Below are 17,131 nucleotides of genomic sequence, written 5' to 3'. Positions count from 1 at the left end.
AAAAAATCTCACGACAGATAATATGACAGACTTCAATGAGTTATAAGGCTATATTAGACAAATCTATTGATGAGCAAAAGACTCTTGATCAAAAGTCAATAATTAAACTATTCGATTTTCGATTTTTTAGCCTTGTACCAACGGCGGGCTCCCCATAAAATGGCAATTGCCAAATACAGCGGCCACAGCATCACAAGCCAAATGATGGTTTCTCTAAAGCCATATAAGCCCACTTTAATCGCTTCCCAAATTCGACTGAAGAGCGGATCACTGTCTAAGGTGGCAATACGATTGATATTCAGATCATGGGATTTACGCACTTGTGATTGCTGGAAGAATTCCAGTCGAATGGTGCTATAAGCCAAACGGTCTTTGACTTCTAAATTGGTCAGTTGCTGTAGCTGATTGTTCACCGCATTGGATCCGCTGTTACTTTGATTGGCGGTATTGAGTTTTTCTTCGAGCAATTTTAACTCATAACGCTTGGCTTCATAGCTTTGGGTATTAAAGTTCAGCATGAGTGGCAGTAAATTATTTAAGAAGTTGGTGACTTGTGCATTGGGAATACGAACCGTGAGTTGCACTGTGGGGGTAATCTTTTCATAGATGTCGACACTGCCATCAATTCGATCACGTTCAGAGCGGTCACTGACTTGATAATTAATCTGCTTCTCTTCGATATAACCATTGTATTGCAATAACTGCTGCTCTAGTGCTGATGTGGTTTTTAGCACATCCTTCACTTCAAATTGCAATTGTGCGCTTTTGACCAATTGACGATTCTGTTCCAAAGCACTTTGTTGATTGCTGACTAATTGCTCTGGATTTTGAACGGCATTGTCTTGCACTGCTTGACTGTCTGCAGCGGCAGTTTCAGTTGCCATTGCAGCTTCACTGGCAGGGTCTTCCTGTTTTTTCGAGCAACCTAAGGCGGTGCTCCCAAGGATTAAAATAATCGTTAATTTCTTTGCTAAATCTGACATATCGGCATGTCCAAACTAAGGTGATTTTGATGTTATAAACTGTGTTTTTTTAATCATTTGTTATGATCATCATCTTGAATGATGACAACAAATTTAATGCACGCCACATACATTTTGTTGCGTGGCCATTCAGTTTTGCATAGTAGCATAAATGAGCTAAATGGATTGGATAGGTACAAAATGCATAAAATGGCACTGATGTTAGGTTCTGCTTTATTCCTCACTGCATGTAATCAGCCGATTGCACCCTCGCAACAGCAAGCAGAAGTGCAAAAGAGTACAGTGATGCATGTGATTTTATCGGATCAACCCAATCTGTTTCATGAAGACAGTAATTTAAAAATAGATCAGCAATTCAATCGTGCGGAAAACCCAACCGATGCACAAGTGACAGTGGAGCAAGCACAGTTGGATGACTCTGTGATTGCGGTGCGTACTGAGTATCAATTAAAACGCGACCAGAATACTTGGAAAGTCGTCAATAAGAAGCAAAGTTATCAATGTGCTAGAGGAGAGAATACCGAAACTTTCCAATTTGAGTTATGCCCATAATTTTGTGCATTATTAAACAGTGGATAAAAGTTCAGCAAAATTGTGGATAACTTTTCGGTTATGCACATTGCTGAATTGGTGTGATGGATTGTTTAAATTGCGGTCATTTTGAAAAAGTGCTACAGTTGCGCGTGGCAATTTAGCCAAATGGTAAAACGTTTACCAATCTCACGTAAATAAATTGTTTTTCTTATATACACCTAGTGAATACGGTGTTTTCACATTTATCACATGCTGGCTCACAGCATGGAATCAAAATTTAATTTAAATCTAGACCATAAAATCTTGTGGTGATGGGCCTATTTTTCTTGCTGAAAAATGGGACGCACACGAGTTGGTTATTTTTGTGAATAAAACATGATGACGAATAATCAGAACATGACGTTAAACCGTATAACGCTCATGTTTCCTTTAGCTTTAGTGCTATTCGAATTTTCAGTTTACATCGGTAATGACTTGATTCAGCCTGCGATGTTGTCAATCACAGAACAATTTGCAGTCAGTGCGACATGGGCACCCTCGTCAATGTCATTCTATCTATTGGGTGGTGCCAGTGTTGCCTGGCTGTTGGGACCGCTTTCAGACCGTCTCGGGCGTAAAAAAGTGCTCTTGGCTGGTGTGGCATTTTTTACGCTGTGCTGTTTGCTGATATTATTGACCCATAATATTGAACAGTTCCTGACACTGCGTTTCTTGCAGGGTATGGGGCTGAGCGTCATTTCTGCGGTGGGTTATGCTGCGATTCAAGAAACCTTTGAAGAGCGCGACGCGATCAAAGTCATGGCACTGATGGCGAATATCTCCTTATTGGCACCTTTACTGGGCCCTGTATTGGGTGCATTTCTGATTGATTATGTGTCATGGCATTGGGGCTTTGTCGCCATTGCTGCGGTATCTTTCTTGAGTTGGTTTGGTTTAAAGAAATTTATGCCTGCGACCCAAGAAAGCCGTAAACAACCGAAGCAGCCTTTTAGCTATATCTTTGATGACTTTAAAAAAGTATTGAGCAACCGCCGTTTCTTGGGCTTAAGCATTGCTTTACCAATGGTGGGAATGCCTTTGATGTTATGGATTGCCTTATCACCAATCATTTTGGTGGATGAGCTGAAATTGAGCAGTGTGCAATATGGCTTGGCACAGTTCCCTGTGTTTTTTGGCTTGATTGCCGGCAATATCATTCTGATCAAGATCATTGATCGTTTCCCTCTCGGTCAAACCATTCTGTTTGGTTTGCCGATTATGTTATTGGGAACGGTCTTCTTGGTGTTGGGTGTGATTTGGCAGACTTATCTGGTGCCTTGTCTCTTGATTGGCATGACTTTAGTGAGCTTGGGTGAGGGGATTAGCTTCTCGGTGATGTACCGCTTTGCATTGATGTCATCTGAAGTGTCTAAAGGAACAGTCGCAGCGGCAGTCTCGATGTTGATGATGGTGAGTTATTTTGTCGTGATTGAATTGGTTCGGGTACTGTATACCCATTTCCATATTTGGGCCTTTGCTTTAGCCAGTCTGGTCTTGATTTTATTCTGGTTTAGTTCACCACGCCATGCCTTGAAACAGCATATGCTGGCACGTCAGCAAGACGGGTTGAATTAATTATCCCCATCGACTGCTCACTTGATTTCTAAGGCGAGCAGTTTATTTTTTAATAGGACTAACTCAGGTAAGGTCTCGAGTAACAGACTCATTTGTTTTAACAGCAACGGGTGCTTTGCAGAGATCTGATGCTGTTGATTGAGGATCTCAATCTCTTCGAGCAGGCATTCTACTTGCTGTTGCGGAATAGCAGCTTGTTCGATCAGACTTTGCTTGAGCACATGCTCAATTTTATCTAGTAACTCCAATAACGCCTGATCTTCGATTTTCTCACGTTGATGTCCCAAGGCTGAGACATAGCTGAGTTGGCTATGGCTATAGACCAAATAGCGAAACGCATATTGAATGAGTTCTTGATTGGGCTGAGGTTCGGTACTCAGACTTGAGATCATATTCGACAGCTCGATCTGGGCATTATGTGCGGCACGTCGAGTGGTTCGGTATTCCAGATCGAGTTCACGCCCTTGATGATATTGCTGTACCACCGCATGAAAATAATCAAAGGTGGTTTGATTATTTTTCTTGATATTGCTGGAGATATTGCGAAAATTCCAATCGGGCCAAATGAAATTGACCGCAAGCCATGCAATGGCACAACCAATAAAAGTGTCAATAATGCGTGGCAGAATAATACTAAAACCCGCACCTTTTAAATTAAAAATCAATAACACCATCAAAGTGGCCATGACCGTGGCAAGCGCATATTTTTTTTGTCTTAAATAGAAAAATAACACCCCACAAATCACAGTGAGGACCAGTTGTCCCTCAATACTGGGTACAAAATAAAGAATAGGAATCCCCAATAACACCCCGAGTAAAGTGCCGATGGTTCTGAGTTTGAGACGACTTTTGGTGGCAAAGTAGGTGATTTGGCAAACGAATAAACTGGTAAGTAAAATCCAGTAGCCATTTTGGGCAAAAGGCAATAAGGAAATGGCATAACCCACTGCAAAGATCACAGCCAAACGCACCGCATGACGGAACAGCGCCGATTGTGGACTGAGTTGCTGTTTGATCTTTAAAATTAAATCCTGAACCCCCTGAATATCATCATCGAGTAAGTTCAAATGATCCTGATGTTGCTGCGGTGAAGGCTGTTCAATATTTTGATTGAGTTGCAGTTGAGCAAACTGCTCATGCACACTTTTTAAATTATTGAGGATCAATTCTAGATTTTTAACTTCAAGATTATGGGGATGTTGTTGTACCCAATCACGCATCGACGATTCTAGATTGTCCAATGCCTTATGGGCAGATTCACGGGGCTGATAGCTTTGATGATGTAAGATTGCTTGGCTTAAATCATGACACGCCAAGGCTTGTAGCTGCATATTTTTTTGAATACGGAAAATTAAATCACTGCGGCTAAAATTTTGATAAATTTTTTCATAATGCAGATAACTGGACGTGACTTGTTCATGCATATCTTGGGCAAAATAATATAAGTTCAGCCAATAAATACTGGTGTTGTTCACCCGAGATGCTTTTAAGCGTGTTAGTAAGGAGTTTTTGGCTTGATTCAGGCTACTGACCACTTGGCTATTTTTTTGAGAAAGTTCGAATAGAAGTGTTTCGACATTATCAATATTATCTGGGTCGAATAAACGTGATTTGGCCTGAAGTAATTCCGCAAGCTCCTGAAAAATAGTTGAGATCTTTTCTTGTAAAGGCAAGGTTGGGCGAATCACAAAAAATAAGATCGAAGTCAGTCCATACCACAAGGCACCCAATACAAAATAACTCGGTTGCTGATACCAAGCTGGATACTCACCTAGACCGAACATGGTATAGATCGACAGTAGAATTGTGCCAAAGGAAATGGTGGCATAGCGTTGCCCAAGCGCACCCATCATGACCAGCGCAGCACTGGAGAGGCTGAGATAGACAATGAACCAAAATTTAAAGGGGGCAAGAAACTCTAAAATGGTACTGACTGTAAAGAACAGCACGCAGACATAAATCAGGTTACGTAAACGGATACTGAGACGATCATCAAAGTCGGTCAGTGCGGTCGCAATCGCACCTAAGGTCACAGGCACAATTAACTGTCCAAATCCGAAATGATGTAAACCGAGTGTTGTACCGCAAAGCACAATCATGATTTGTAGGCAATAAAGCAGAATCGAGTTGGAGCGAAAGCGATTGAACAGGAGGGATAAATTTTTCACGATTCTTATTCTTTAATATGTTCTGGATTCATCATACAAATAAATTTCCCAAAGGAAAGCATTGTTAACCAACAAGCAGCACTATTTTTGAACATGAATATTTGCATGATCTTTCAAATACTTGATTTTTCATATAAGAGATAAGATGCAAAATTCATGCTCAATTGTATTTTGTTATGATGCGATTAAAGAACACATAAAAAATGACTAAAAGCAAAACAACTGTGGATAACTCGGAAGATACCCACAGTATTGAAATTACTTAATCACACCGCAGGCAATACGGTCACCACCACCGCCTAATGGTTTTGGTGTATCCGAATAATTGTCTCCACCGACATGGATCATGATCGCACGATTTTGAATATCTGACAGTTTTAAACGTGGTGCAATCACAGGTGTGGTTGCAAAGCCTTTTTCATTCACTACCAATACGGGTAAATCACCTAAGTGGCCCGTTTCAGGCGTACCATGATGCGCGACTTTTTCAGGATTTAAATGACTGCCTGCTGCCAAAGCTGCGCCCATTTTTCCATCTTTTAATGCAGCTTCACAGGATGGGTTCTCATGGATGTGGAAACCATGTTCGCCAGGAGAAAGTTTCCAAAGTGCAGGGGTGATTAATAAACCTTTTGGTGTTTGTTGGAAAGCAACGGTTCCGATGGAAGCACCAACGCCATTGGCATCGACTTGATAGACTTGGATCAATTGCTTTTGATCGCTTTTACTGGCTTTGGTTTGAATCTTAGCTGCATTGTTATCTAGAGAAACCGAAGAACAGGCTGCGATACTTAAACTCAAACAGCCGAGCAGAGAAATTTTTTGAAGCATTGACGTCATTGCGAAGATATCCTTATAAATTATCTTTATTTGACGATTCAAACAAAGTCAGGGATATCTCGCAAGCCACATTAATCAATTGATGACAAAAAATTAAACGAAATATACCTATTTAGTTTCGGGAGGAGCTTCTAACGCTGCAACAGGCTCTTCGACATTTTCATGCAGCCATTCACGCCAAATCGCTAACAGGATGGCTAAAATCACTGGGCCAATGAATAGGCCGACCAGACCAAAGCTGGCAATACCGCCTAATACCCCAAACATGATCAAGATAAATGGAATCTGGGTCGCGCCTGAGATCACCAGTGGACGAATGACGTTATCCGAGCTACTCACAATCACCACACCCCAAACCACAACCCCAATGGCTTCCATGGTTTGCCCTTGAGCAAATAACCACAGGCCTACCCCAAGATATGAAACAGGTGTTCCAAAAGGAATCAGCGCCAAGATAAAGGTGACCATAGTCAACAGCATTGGATTTGGAACACCAGCGACAAAATAGCTAAGGCCGGCCAATAGAGCTTGTGCAACTGCAGTTAAACCAACGCCGTATACGACAGCACGGGTTGTTTCTGAAATGGTATCTAAATAATGATGCACGCGTGGACCAATCACCATTTCCAAGGCACGACTCACTTGTGCCAAAATCATTTGTCCGTCACGGTAGAAGAAGAACAGAGTCATCAGTGCAAATGTGAGTTTGACCAAGTTACGGCTAATCTCGCTCAACACAAAACGGCCATAACTCAGATGGCTTTGAATCCATTCGGCAATATTTTTGGTAATGCTGTTCGGATCACTACTCAGTTCATTGACAGTACGACTGATGTCTTTGCCTATAATCGGTAGATTTTTGATAAATTCAGGGACTTGAACATGGCCTGAAAACAGTTGTCGCTGTAAATTAAAATATAAATTACGACCTTCAAGTTGCAGCATAAAGATCGCACAGATAAATGGCACACCAATCACGATAATGACCAAGCTAATCATCAGGGTGGCATTCAGTGTAGGTCGGTTTTCACCAAAGAAACGACGCTGTACCCATAGATATACGGGCCAAGTCATATAGGCAATAATTGCGGCCCAAAGGACAGGGACAATAAAGTATTTGAGAATACTAAATCCCAAAAAGAGCAGGACAAAGAATAGTCCAAACAGCAAAACGCGTTGTAAGATGGGAGCGTATTGTTGCACGATAGTATTTCTCTAGTGCTAGAAATTGAATAAAACCATCTTAACTGAAAAAGCAGACAAGGGAAATTTTCATTTCCCCATTTTAAGATTTGATATCAAAAGATTACGTTTCTTTGCAAAGCTTTAGAACCACTCGCTTGGATCATCGACTAACTGGTTTAAAACAGGCTGCCATTGGCTTTGGATACTGACAAAATTTTTCTGGGTTTTATCGAACACACTCAGCCCTTGCATTGCCAATGTACCGTAGGCACTACGCTCAGAAATCCATGCCACAGGATCTTGCTCAATCTTGCTAAAGAAGTCTTGAATATCTTTGGAACTGGCACTGTTCGGTTTGACGCGATTGGCAATCAACAGGATTTGTACTTTACCTTTACGAATACGTTTAATGTCTTGTAAATGTTTTAAGAAGCGACGGGTACTGTCGATATCAAAGAACGATGGTTGCAATGGTGTCACAATCGCATGCGCTTCGCTGACCAGTTGCTCTGCATGTTCCCCTGAAAGAGCACCAGGCGCATCAATAATTAAATAATCTAAATTCTTTGGCGCTTCACCAATCGATTTTTCATGTCGCCAATCCAGACTCTGAATGCCTGTGACGGTTTCAGGACGTTGCTTGAGCCATTGCAAAGACGATTTTTGGTTGTCAGCGTCAGCCAGCGCAACCTTATATCCTTTTTGAGATAGTGCTGCAGCCAGTGTAATAGCTGTCATGGTCTTGCCACAGCCACCTTTTTGATTTGCGATTAATATGGTTTTCATGAAATTAGATTTATTAACTAGGCTCTCGTATTCGTTTATACCTTAGCATCTTTTTCGGTCAAGTGTGTTACACATGACAAAAGTTTCATGTTGCAGTTAAATAGCTGCATTCAAGCAAAGGAAAGTGACTATGTCGGTTTGGTTAGCGATGCTGATTGGTGGTTGTATTGGTGTCGTGATCACCACGATTATTTTATCCAGCACTCGTAATGGGCGGATTCAGGCGGAGTATGAGAAATATATTGCTGAATTGGAGCTGGAACATAAGCAAGCTTTACTCGATGCGCAGAAGCGTAGTGTCAATACCAGCCGTGCGGTATTGAAAGGTAAAATGGCGGAGCAGTTTGCACCGATTCTGCCTGAGTTTCGTTATTTACCCAGTGATGCTAAATTTTTAGGTGATCCTGTCGATTACGTGGTTTTTGATGGTTATACCGACTTTCGAGATGGCGATGGCACAGCCGAAGATATTGAAGTGATTTTACTGGATATTAAAAGTGGTGGCGCACGCTTAAGCAAAGGGCAGCAGGCGATTGCTCAAGCGGTCACAGAAGGGCGTATTCGTTTTGAAACCTTACGAATCGATTTTGAAGGTCAATGAGGTATTTCTAATTTTTGTACACGCGCCAACAGCATTGTTTGTGCGACAGCAGGAATACCTTCTGCATCAAAATACTGTTTTTCGATGAATTTAAATTTGGCTTGTAAGAGCTGGCGTTCAATGTCTCGGTTTAGATGACAACCATCGGCAATACGTTTTTGAATTGGCGTCAGCAGCGTTTGCAAAGATTGGATTTTTGTCGAGTTTGGATGTTTGACATGCTCAACCAAATGGAAGGTTCCTGTTGGTTTGAGTACCCGATGTATTTCGGCTAAGGCCTGTTCAAGATCAGCAATGCTACACAGTGTCCACGTCGACACAATATGATCTAAAGAGGCATCTGCAAAGGGGAGTTTTTCTGCACTGGATTGCACATGCTTAATAAAGAAAGGTGCATGTTGTACCCGTTCAATGGCCAATTGATAAATATCAGGATTGGGCTCTAAGGCGTACACTGAATCAACATTGCCATAAAACGGAATATTGAGCCCTGTACCAAAACCAATTTCGAGTACTTCACCTTCAATCGGCAGCAGTAATTCACGACGTCGATCCATCAAGCTGGCGGTTTGCATGACCTGATTGAGCAAATGAGGAAAGATATGACGTTGGTAAAATTGGTAAATCATAGAGATCCATTCGTTGGTTTTAATAAAGAGGATACTTCACTAACAGCACAAAAATATGACTAAAGTGAGTTTGATTGTTACCAAAAAAAGCACTTTTTTTCACCATCTCAGCATACTATCAAGAGAAAGGCTTTTCTAATATTTTCGAGGATAATCGAGCCATGAAAAAACGTCTATGGATGAGTTTATGCATGGTGGCTGCAATTGGGCAAACACATGCATCAACGGGTCAGGCAGAATATAATATTGCCAATGGCTTAGCGCCTGTTGTGGAATATCAATCGATTTCGGTATTAAAACCTTTTGATGGTAATTTCCGTATTCTTGGTTCAAAAGTTTATCATGATGATGAGCAAGCCAAATTTTCTCCGATTGACTATGCGGTGAGTTTGGGTGCGTTTACTGATCCTGCAATCGCCAGAACGATTGATGTACGTCAATATGATCGTTATTTGAATTGGAAAATGAATACACTGCCTGTGCCACCCGATCAAGCGATCAAACTGGTGTCCAATATGCATATTATTCCTGCCAATCCAGAGATTGCTAAACAAATCAAGCAAGTAAAACGCGGTGACTTGGTCCAACTCAAAGGTGAGCTGGTCGAAGTTCGAGATAAGGACTTGGTGTGGAAATCTTCTTTAACCCCAGGTGGAGTGGGTGATGGCGCATGTGAGTTATTTCGTGTGAGTTCCATTCATTGGATTGAGAAGCAGAATATCTAACAATGAATGTGAAATAAAAAAAGGGGCATCAGCCCCTTTTTTTATTTATTGCAGTTACTCAGCTTGCATTTTGCTTTCAGCTGTTTGCGCATTTCTCCAGTGATGCAACTGGCTTTGCGCGTGTAGATATTCATTCAGCTGATTGACCTGCTGATTCGCATCTGTCGTTTGAGCGGTATTGGCTTGTTCCAAGACTTGGGCTTGATGCTCCCAATAATCATAAAGCAAACCTTGAATATAGCGGCCCTGTTCAGTTTTGAGTTCTAGCTCTTTGAGCATCTTCAACGCTGAGTTCACATTATCTTTTTGACGTTGCTGCTCGAATTCAGGTGTGAGGCTATTGGCTTCTTTCATCTTGGCCAATTCCATTTCCATACTATCGCTCATGTCGGTAAAACGATGATCATAGTCTTCTAATACCGCAATATCGTGGCCATCATCTGCTGTGGCAGGGAATTGCTTGATCGGTGTTTGATTGAGTTGACCAATCGCGTCATTACTTGCGCTGCTTTGCTGTTGTTGCTTTGCAGTTGGCTCTTTGTCCTTATTACACGCACTGAGCACCAGCGCTGAACTGAGTACACAAGTAAGGGCAAATGTGGTTTTTAGATTAGGCATAGCAGAGCTCGTTCAAGAATTAGTTGGATATTTTCTGAAAATGGTAGGCAAAAGTCGTATAGGGGAAACTCATCTGATCTTGCGCAGTTAAGCCTGTAAAATCAAATACAATTTGTTCAAACTTTGCTTTGAGTTGTTGTTGCTCTGCTGAGGGCATTGCGGCAATAAAACTAGTAGACAGCAAGCGTTTACTCACCACCTGTTCGACAGTGCCCTGATGCGCCTGTTGAAAGGTTGTTAATCCATCCAGTTTAAATAAAGATTGTCCTTCAAAGACCTGTTTCCATAATTCACTATGATAACGGGGAGTATCACCTTCCAACGGTGCAATTTCATCAGCCAAGGCTTTGACCCAATCGACAGCAGTATCGCGCTGATTCCAGATCAAACCAAGATGCCCTGTTGGGCTGAGCACACGATGTATTTCTGTTAAGGTTTCGATATTGGCAAACCAATGGAACGATTGAGCACAGAGAATGGCATCAATTGATGCATCGGCGAATGGTAATTCGCTACTGAATGCCTGTCGGCAATCGACAGTTGGATAAGCTTGTTGAAGCTGCTGTAACATTTCCGTGACAGGTTCAACCGCAATCACTTTTGCCTGTGTCTGAATCAGGTAGGGTAAGAATTTGCCAGTCCCTGCACCGAGGTCAACAACAGTGGAATTTTCACCTATTTGGAGGCGATCTTGCAGCCAAACCGCTATTTCTTGCGGGTAACTGGGGCGAACTTGCTGGTACAGTTCAGCCCCTAAACTAAAGCCTTTTTGAGCAGCAGGATGTAAGGATTGTGTCATTTTTTGCGCTTTTTAATCTGTCTTATCTCTATAAAATAAGATACTCCGCAATTATGGTTTGGCAAAGCCATCATTTGGTGACTTTTTGCTACAGACCTAGGATCAACTTTTCAGTGTGAGCATGGATAAGCAAATAATATTTGAAGATGAGCATATTCGCGTTATTTTTTTAAAAGGTTCAAGTGACACTTTAGTGATTTCGTTTGGCGATTTGATTAGTCGCGCTAAAGGCATGTCTATTAATGCTGAAAAATCCTTAATAAAATATCAATACAATGTGATCGGCATTATGCCGAAGCAAAAATCATGGTTTCCGAAAAGTAGCATGTTGCAGATGCAGCAGCAGATTCAACCAATTTTGCAGCAATTTAAAGGCATTGTCGGCTATGGCGGCTCAATGGGCGGCTATGCAGCAATCAAGTATTCAAATTTATTGAATATGCAAAAGATTGTGGCATTTGTACCGCAGTATTCAATTGACCCTGATGTGGTACAAGATCGCCGTTATGCTGAGTTCTTTGATGCGTCTATCCATCAAGACATGCAAATTCAGGCAGATGAAGTCGATTCATCGCGTGAGTACATCATTGTCTACGATCCGTACTATGCAGAAGATAAAGAGCATTTCTTAAAGATCCAACCTTTATTGCCTAAAATGCATGTGATTCATTTGCCATTTACAGGCCATGAAGCACTTTCGGTGTTGGCAAGTTCTCAGTTGCTGAATGATTTTGTGGTTAAACCATTTGAAATCACTTATTTCTATCAGCGGGTTCGAGAGGTTAAAAAGCAAAGCAAGTTCTATTATCGACATGTGTTGGATGCTTTGTTGCCACGCCATCATCAAGCTTTATTAAAAATACTGCAACAGAACGATATTGCTTTAGATGAGCGTTATTTTGATGCGGTACTTAAACAAAAACTGGTACAGCAGCTGTTTAATCTAAAACAAGGCACTGAACAGAATTTGCATAAGTTAGGTGTACATCCGCATTTTGCGCAACATACTGAGACCCAAGCTGCCAATGTGGTGAATGTACAGAATCAGTTTTTGGTCTTTAATTTGGCAAGCTTGAAATTAGAGTGCTATAGCGCTGAGATCATTGCGGCTAATTCAACCTATCTATTGCCATTAAACTTGACGGCCAATAGTTTAGTGAAGCTCAGATTGAATGATGAATATTATCTGTTGAGCATGAATGATCGTGGAATTCACAAATTGGTCAAAGAGGGTGAACCCTTTGCGTTGGATCAATCGCCGTTGGTGTTTAAACAATATGCCGATTTTTATAGCCTGAGCTATAAACAACTGAGCCTATGTTGTGATGCTCAAGGTTTGACGCATTTCATCGAAAATAATGCAGATGAACAAACCAGACTGCAATTATGTTGAATGACAGCACTTCAATAAAAAAGCCCTTTGAATATTCAAAGGGCTTTTTTTAGATCAGATTTAAATTAGTTGGCACCAATTTTTGCATTGGTATTCACGTTGGCATTTACACCTAATACTTTAACGCCAACATTTGCACCTGTTTGCAGGCTCTTTTTATCGGCATTTAAGCCGGTTTTTGCATTTACACCAGTTGTTTTGCCATTCACTTGTGCTTGAGCATTGGTTTCAGCCCCTAAATTTAAAGACTTAGATTGAGTTGCTGCTTTCTTGTCTGCAATTCGTTGTTTCACACTGGCTGTGGTGTCCGCAGCCAGTTCTTTACCATCAACAGCTTTGTCTACGGCATAATGGGTTGTAGTTTTTACAGCTTCACCAGTTTTATTTGCGACTTGTGAACCCACCTGTGTTGCTGTGCTCACAGTTTTTTGAGTTGCTGCAACGCCAGTATTTACTGCAGCATGGCCGACATTATGCGCAGTATGACCAACACCTTGAGCCACTTGACCGACGCCTTGTGCTGTGCCTTTCACTGCACCTGTGACACCTTTAAGTAGGCCACCTGATTGTACATTGACTTGAGCTGAGCCACTGGCATTTGCGCCTACGTTCTGTGCAAAAACTGAAGCAGAAGCAAGGATAGAGGTTGTCACGATAGCTGTTTTGATCATTTTTTTCATTGCGATTTCCTTAAGCGATGTACCGTATTGGGGTACTTCATCAACGCAATTGCATCATAGCCAGCAAAAAGTAGAAATCTATGGATTTCATCAAAACGTTACAACCAGATTACAGCTTAAAAACAATCTGGAGAGAAATTGTGGAGATTATTTATGCTGACAAGCACGTGAAAAGTATAGTTTTTTAATTAATATAAATTATTGTAGTAAATCAATTTTGAGAAAAGTAATGGTAATAATATAGCTACTCTTCTGGTTATATTTTATCTAAATGAATATGAAAATTAAGAATATATAAATTGATTTAAACCGCTTTTAAAAAAGATTAAAAAATGGCATTTTTATTGCTTGGTATAACTATGTGAAATTGTGATTGCACTTTTTTAGTCATTTCATTTTTTTCATCGTGTTTGCTGCGCGTAGAAATTTTGCACCAGGAAGCACAAGATTAAACACCATGATGCCGCTATATTTTTTGATAAACCCACGATTCAGATCGTATTTTATTTAAATATATATGTGAAATATAAAGTGAATCTTAAATTGTATTCGCATTATTTATAGAAAAAGAATTGAAAACCAAGTAATGGCCAGTAAATAAAGCGCTGGAGAATATAAATGAAACAGATTGCAGCATTTTTAATTGTATTGATTGCACTGGGTGTGGTGGTTTTCTACTTTGAACCTGACGAACCAACCAGTTCAACGGATGATACCGCAATTTATCAGATCAGCCCTGATCATTCAGGGAATATTTCAACCGTTTTAACTAAACAGGAGGTGAACACAACTGAACATACCACATCACATATGTTGAAAAAATTGGAGACAACTCAAAAAGATACCCAATTTTACGATACGAAAAGCGATCCTTCGATACAACCGATTGATCCTGACACTGATCCAGCCAATGAAATTAAAAAACTTTAAATCGTCTGGGCTTCTTTTATCCAAGAAAAACAGATATTAAGAACCGTTCTTTATCCAAGAACGATGGAGATCAATAGTGAACAATAAAACCTTACTACTTTTAAGCTTGTGTGCTTTTTATACGACTACAACCTCTGCCGCAGCACTCGATGCTGTCCAACTCAAACAACGACTCAGTACCGCAGCATTAAATAAAGTCTTGAATGGCAAAATTAATATTGATGCCTTAGTCGACAATGACTCAAATGATCTACTGATTGAATATGATAGCAGTGCAACGAGCACCAATTTAGGGCGAGAAAAACGTAGCCTGATTGCGGAGGGTAAAAGTCAATTCAAAAATAAATTTAGCAACGCAGCAGGTTTTCAAACCTTGCGTGAGTTTAATGGCCTACCTTTAGGTCTCTATCGTATTCAGAATCGGGAGACGCTGGCACAGGTCTTGAATGATCCAAATGTCAAAGGTGTTTATCCAAACCGTAAAAATGTTCCGACCACAATGGAAAGTCTACCTCTAATTAACCAACCTCAAGCGGTTACAAACGGCTTTACTGGGGAGGGTTCGAGTGTGGTGGTGATTGATACTGGGGTGAATTATAAACATGCTGACTTTGGCTGTACTGCAGTCAATACCCCAGCTTCAACTTGTCGTGTGGTCTATGCCTTTGATAGTGCACCTGATGACAATAGTTTGGATGATGATGGGCATGGCAGTAATGTGTCTGGGATTGTTGCCAAAGTCGCATCTAAAACCAAAATTATTGGGATAGATGTGTTTAGAAAAGTCAGATCACAAGGGCAATGGGCAAGTACCGCCTATGACAGCGACATTCTGGCAGGCATTAACTGGGCCGTAAATAATGCGCAAACCTATAACATTAAGGCGATTAATTTAAGCTTGGGTGTACCTGGGGTGAAATATACTTCTGAATGTAGCAATAGTAGCTATAGTACGGCCTTTGCCAATGCGCGTGCAGCAGGGGTTGTACCTGTGGTGGCTTCGGGTAATGATGCCTTTGCAGATGGAATTTCTTCACCAGCCTGTGTAAAAGGTGCAGTACGAGTAGGTGCGGTGTATGACAGTAATATTGGTGGTGTATCTTGGGGTAATCCGTTGAAATGCTCTGATCCGACCACAGCTGCGGATAAAATCACATGCTTTAGTAATGGTGGTTCTTTGGTGACTTTATTGGCACCGGGTGCAATGATTACCGCGGGTGGGGAAACTCAAGGTGGAACTTCACAGGCAGCGCCTCATGTTGCTGGGGCAATTGCATTATTACGTGCCAATGGCGTGACCCCATCAGAGACGATCGATCAAACCGTAAATCGTTTAAGAGTTACAGGTAAACCAATTACCGATACGCGAACTGGTTTGGTGTTCCCACGTATTGATTTACTGTCTGCAACCAGCGGACTCAGTTCGAATTAAGATGATTTTATAGTTTAAAGATCGATCCAAAAATAGTTTAAAAAAGCCATGACGCGTTGCAACTAGAGATAGATGCAACGCGTTTTTTATCGACTTAATGACACTGTGCTAGCTTGTCCGTACTAAAGTTACTTTGTAGTTTGTGAAAATTGGCTTGAACAGTCGCATCTTGCACATCAAAGGCGGTTGCTGTTGTGGGCTGAGCAAGCGTTTTATCTTGATAGTGTTGAGTGGTAGAGCTTGCTGAAATTAAACCATTTTGGTCGAAGCGCCAATGTTCAACCGCCTGACCACCATCAAAATATCCCGTAAATTCGATGTTGCAGTGTTGGTCTTGTTTGCTTAGTTTGGCCATATTGCCTTCAGTGGATGGTGTGGCACCAATATTCTTCACTTGCTGTAATGTTTGTATGCCATTGTTCTGTGTAGAAAGTGCTGAGCAAGCAGTAAAACTGATTGCACTGATGCAGGAAAGAAGAATTATTTTGAAAGTGCGTTGCGTCATGTGCAAAATTCCAGTCCGATGAATTTATGCGATTGAGTCTGTCGGCAAAATCCGTGAAGTTCAATGAATCTTTTGAGCGTACACTGTAAATTTAAAGCCTATTTTTCAAATCACTATAACAGAAGCAATATAAGTAAATTGTTTTGCGTCAGATACAAATAAGGCATTATTTCATTCAATTACCCATTATAAAAAAAGCCTCTAGGTTGTAGAGGCTTTGGGATTTAGTTTTTTGAGGGCTGGCTGAGTTCAGCTCGTTCGATTGGGACATTGCCTTCATTGGTGCCAACCACTGCATCTTTAGTGTCTTGCCATTTCTTGGCTGTGTATTGCTTGGCTTTTTCAGTTTGCGCTTGAACAACTTCAGATTGTTCTTCCGTATATTTCTTGGTGTCTTGCCATCTTTCACTGATCTTTTGTGAGGTGTTATCAGATGCACCTTGGATTGAATCACCTAAATTCTGCATGCCTTTACCTGTTTTATATAGCAGGATACGTCCTAGACTTGGATTGTCACCATAGGGCATGGCTTTTTCAGGCACAGCATTAGAAGCATTGCTTGTGGTGCTAGTTGTGTCTGCTGCCCAGAGCGAAGACGATGCAATCAGTGCAGTCGTAACACATAATAGTTGTACTTTATTCATCATCTTGTCTGTCCTTTCCGCGATAGTGTCGCAATCGAGATTTTATATCTTATCGCTAGGTAGAA

At 41.1% G+C, this 17,131-nt stretch carries 18 protein-coding genes; 7 read left to right on the top strand and 11 right to left on the bottom strand.

Going from position 1 to position 17,131, the window contains the following annotated elements; all coding sequences use genetic code 11:
• Window positions 1-107: 107 nt before the first annotated feature.
• A complete protein-coding gene (locus tag A7P55_RS00555) occupies window positions 108-983 on the bottom strand; it encodes a DUF4349 domain-containing protein (protein ID WP_171550699.1) in 876 nt (291 codons plus the stop codon).
• Window positions 984-1,163: 180 nt separating this feature from the next.
• On the opposite strand from A7P55_RS00555, the gene A7P55_RS00550 reads away from it, so the two are divergent.
• Both A7P55_RS00550 and A7P55_RS00545 read left to right on the top strand, forming a co-directional pair.
• Window positions 1,164-1,535, top strand: coding sequence for a hypothetical protein (locus A7P55_RS00550; protein WP_171550698.1), 372 nt, complete (start codon window positions 1,164-1,166; stop codon window positions 1,533-1,535).
• A 378-nt stretch (window positions 1,536-1,913) separates the two neighbouring features.
• Complete coding sequence (locus A7P55_RS00545; protein WP_171550960.1) at window positions 1,914-3,131, top strand: MFS transporter; 1,218 nt, start codon at window positions 1,914-1,916, stop codon at window positions 3,129-3,131.
• 17 nt (window positions 3,132-3,148) lie between these two features.
• On the opposite strand, the gene yccS is transcribed toward A7P55_RS00545, so the two are convergent.
• The 4 genes from yccS to A7P55_RS00525 all read right to left on the bottom strand — a co-directional run bounded on the left by yccS (window position 3,149) and on the right by A7P55_RS00525 (window position 8,110).
• Window positions 3,149-5,299, bottom strand: a complete 2,151-nt coding sequence (gene yccS / locus A7P55_RS00540; RefSeq protein WP_171550697.1) for a YccS family putative transporter — start codon at window positions 5,297-5,299, stop codon at window positions 3,149-3,151.
• A 258-nt stretch (window positions 5,300-5,557) separates the two neighbouring features.
• Window positions 5,558-6,139, bottom strand: a complete 582-nt coding sequence (gene sodC / locus A7P55_RS00535) for a superoxide dismutase family protein (RefSeq protein ID WP_171550696.1) — start codon at window positions 6,137-6,139, stop codon at window positions 5,558-5,560.
• A 108-nt stretch (window positions 6,140-6,247) separates the two neighbouring features.
• A complete protein-coding gene (locus tag A7P55_RS00530; RefSeq protein WP_171550695.1) occupies window positions 6,248-7,342 on the bottom strand; it encodes an AI-2E family transporter in 1,095 nt (364 codons plus the stop codon).
• 123 nt (window positions 7,343-7,465) lie between these two features.
• Entirely contained in the window at window positions 7,466-8,110 is a 645-nt protein-coding gene (locus tag A7P55_RS00525; protein WP_004657565.1) for a ParA family protein, read from the bottom strand.
• Between the two features lie 130 nt (window positions 8,111-8,240).
• Here A7P55_RS00525 and A7P55_RS00520 point away from each other — a divergent pair, with 130 nt between their 5' ends.
• Complete coding sequence (locus A7P55_RS00520) at window positions 8,241-8,711, top strand: Holliday junction resolvase-like protein (protein ID WP_171550694.1); 471 nt, start codon at window positions 8,241-8,243, stop codon at window positions 8,709-8,711.
• Here A7P55_RS00520 and A7P55_RS00515 read toward each other — a convergent pair.
• Entirely contained in the window at window positions 8,705-9,340 is a 636-nt protein-coding gene (locus A7P55_RS00515) for a class I SAM-dependent methyltransferase (protein ID WP_171550693.1), read from the bottom strand. The genes A7P55_RS00520 and A7P55_RS00515 overlap by 7 nt on opposite strands.
• A 161-nt stretch (window positions 9,341-9,501) precedes the next feature.
• Between A7P55_RS00515 and A7P55_RS00510 the strand changes: the two genes are divergently transcribed.
• The gene (locus A7P55_RS00510) at window positions 9,502-10,065 is read left to right on the top strand and encodes a hypothetical protein (RefSeq protein WP_023271237.1); all 564 of its coding nucleotides are present in this window, start codon (window positions 9,502-9,504) and stop codon (window positions 10,063-10,065) included.
• A gap of 54 nt (window positions 10,066-10,119) precedes the next feature.
• On the opposite strand, the gene A7P55_RS00505 is transcribed toward A7P55_RS00510, so the two are convergent.
• Window positions 10,120-10,683, bottom strand: coding sequence for a hypothetical protein (locus A7P55_RS00505; RefSeq protein WP_016542782.1), 564 nt, complete (start codon window positions 10,681-10,683; stop codon window positions 10,120-10,122).
• Between the two features lie 19 nt (window positions 10,684-10,702).
• Entirely contained in the window at window positions 10,703-11,482 is a 780-nt protein-coding gene (locus A7P55_RS00500) for a class I SAM-dependent methyltransferase (RefSeq protein ID WP_171550692.1), read from the bottom strand.
• A 121-nt stretch (window positions 11,483-11,603) separates the two neighbouring features.
• On the opposite strand from A7P55_RS00500, the gene A7P55_RS00495 reads away from it, so the two are divergent.
• Window positions 11,604-12,875 carry a hypothetical protein gene (locus tag A7P55_RS00495; RefSeq protein ID WP_171550691.1) on the top strand — a complete coding sequence of 424 codons (1,272 nt, stop codon included), beginning with the start codon at window positions 11,604-11,606 and terminating at the stop codon, window positions 12,873-12,875.
• Window positions 12,876-12,940: 65 nt separating this feature from the next.
• Here the strand turns inward: A7P55_RS00495 and A7P55_RS00490 are convergent, their stop codons facing one another.
• On the bottom strand, window positions 12,941-13,555 hold the full coding sequence (locus A7P55_RS00490) for a hypothetical protein (RefSeq protein ID WP_171550690.1): 615 nt from the start codon (window positions 13,553-13,555) through the stop codon (window positions 12,941-12,943).
• Between the two features lie 618 nt (window positions 13,556-14,173).
• Between A7P55_RS00490 and A7P55_RS00485 the strand changes: the two genes are divergently transcribed.
• Window positions 14,174-14,485, top strand: coding sequence for a hypothetical protein (locus tag A7P55_RS00485; RefSeq protein WP_171550689.1), 312 nt, complete (start codon window positions 14,174-14,176; stop codon window positions 14,483-14,485).
• Between the two features lie 76 nt (window positions 14,486-14,561).
• The gene (locus tag A7P55_RS00480) at window positions 14,562-15,917 is read left to right on the top strand and encodes a S8 family serine peptidase (RefSeq protein ID WP_171550688.1); all 1,356 of its coding nucleotides are present in this window, start codon (window positions 14,562-14,564) and stop codon (window positions 15,915-15,917) included.
• Between the two features lie 94 nt (window positions 15,918-16,011).
• Here A7P55_RS00480 and A7P55_RS00475 read toward each other — a convergent pair whose 3' ends face one another.
• Together A7P55_RS00475 and A7P55_RS00470 are read right to left on the bottom strand one after the other, a co-directional pair.
• Entirely contained in the window at window positions 16,012-16,422 is a 411-nt protein-coding gene (locus tag A7P55_RS00475; protein ID WP_171550687.1) for a hypothetical protein, read from the bottom strand.
• Window positions 16,423-16,646: 224 nt separating this feature from the next.
• On the bottom strand, window positions 16,647-17,069 hold the full coding sequence (locus A7P55_RS00470; RefSeq protein WP_171550686.1) for a hypothetical protein: 423 nt from the start codon (window positions 17,067-17,069) through the stop codon (window positions 16,647-16,649).
• Window positions 17,070-17,131 lie beyond the last annotated feature (62 nt).

This window comes from Acinetobacter sp. Ac_5812 (assembly GCF_013072695.1).
Taxonomy (GTDB): Bacteria; Pseudomonadota; Gammaproteobacteria; order Pseudomonadales; family Moraxellaceae; genus Acinetobacter.
The sequence above is the reverse complement of the archived record's forward strand: the minus strand, read 5'-3'. Positions and strand labels throughout refer to the sequence as shown.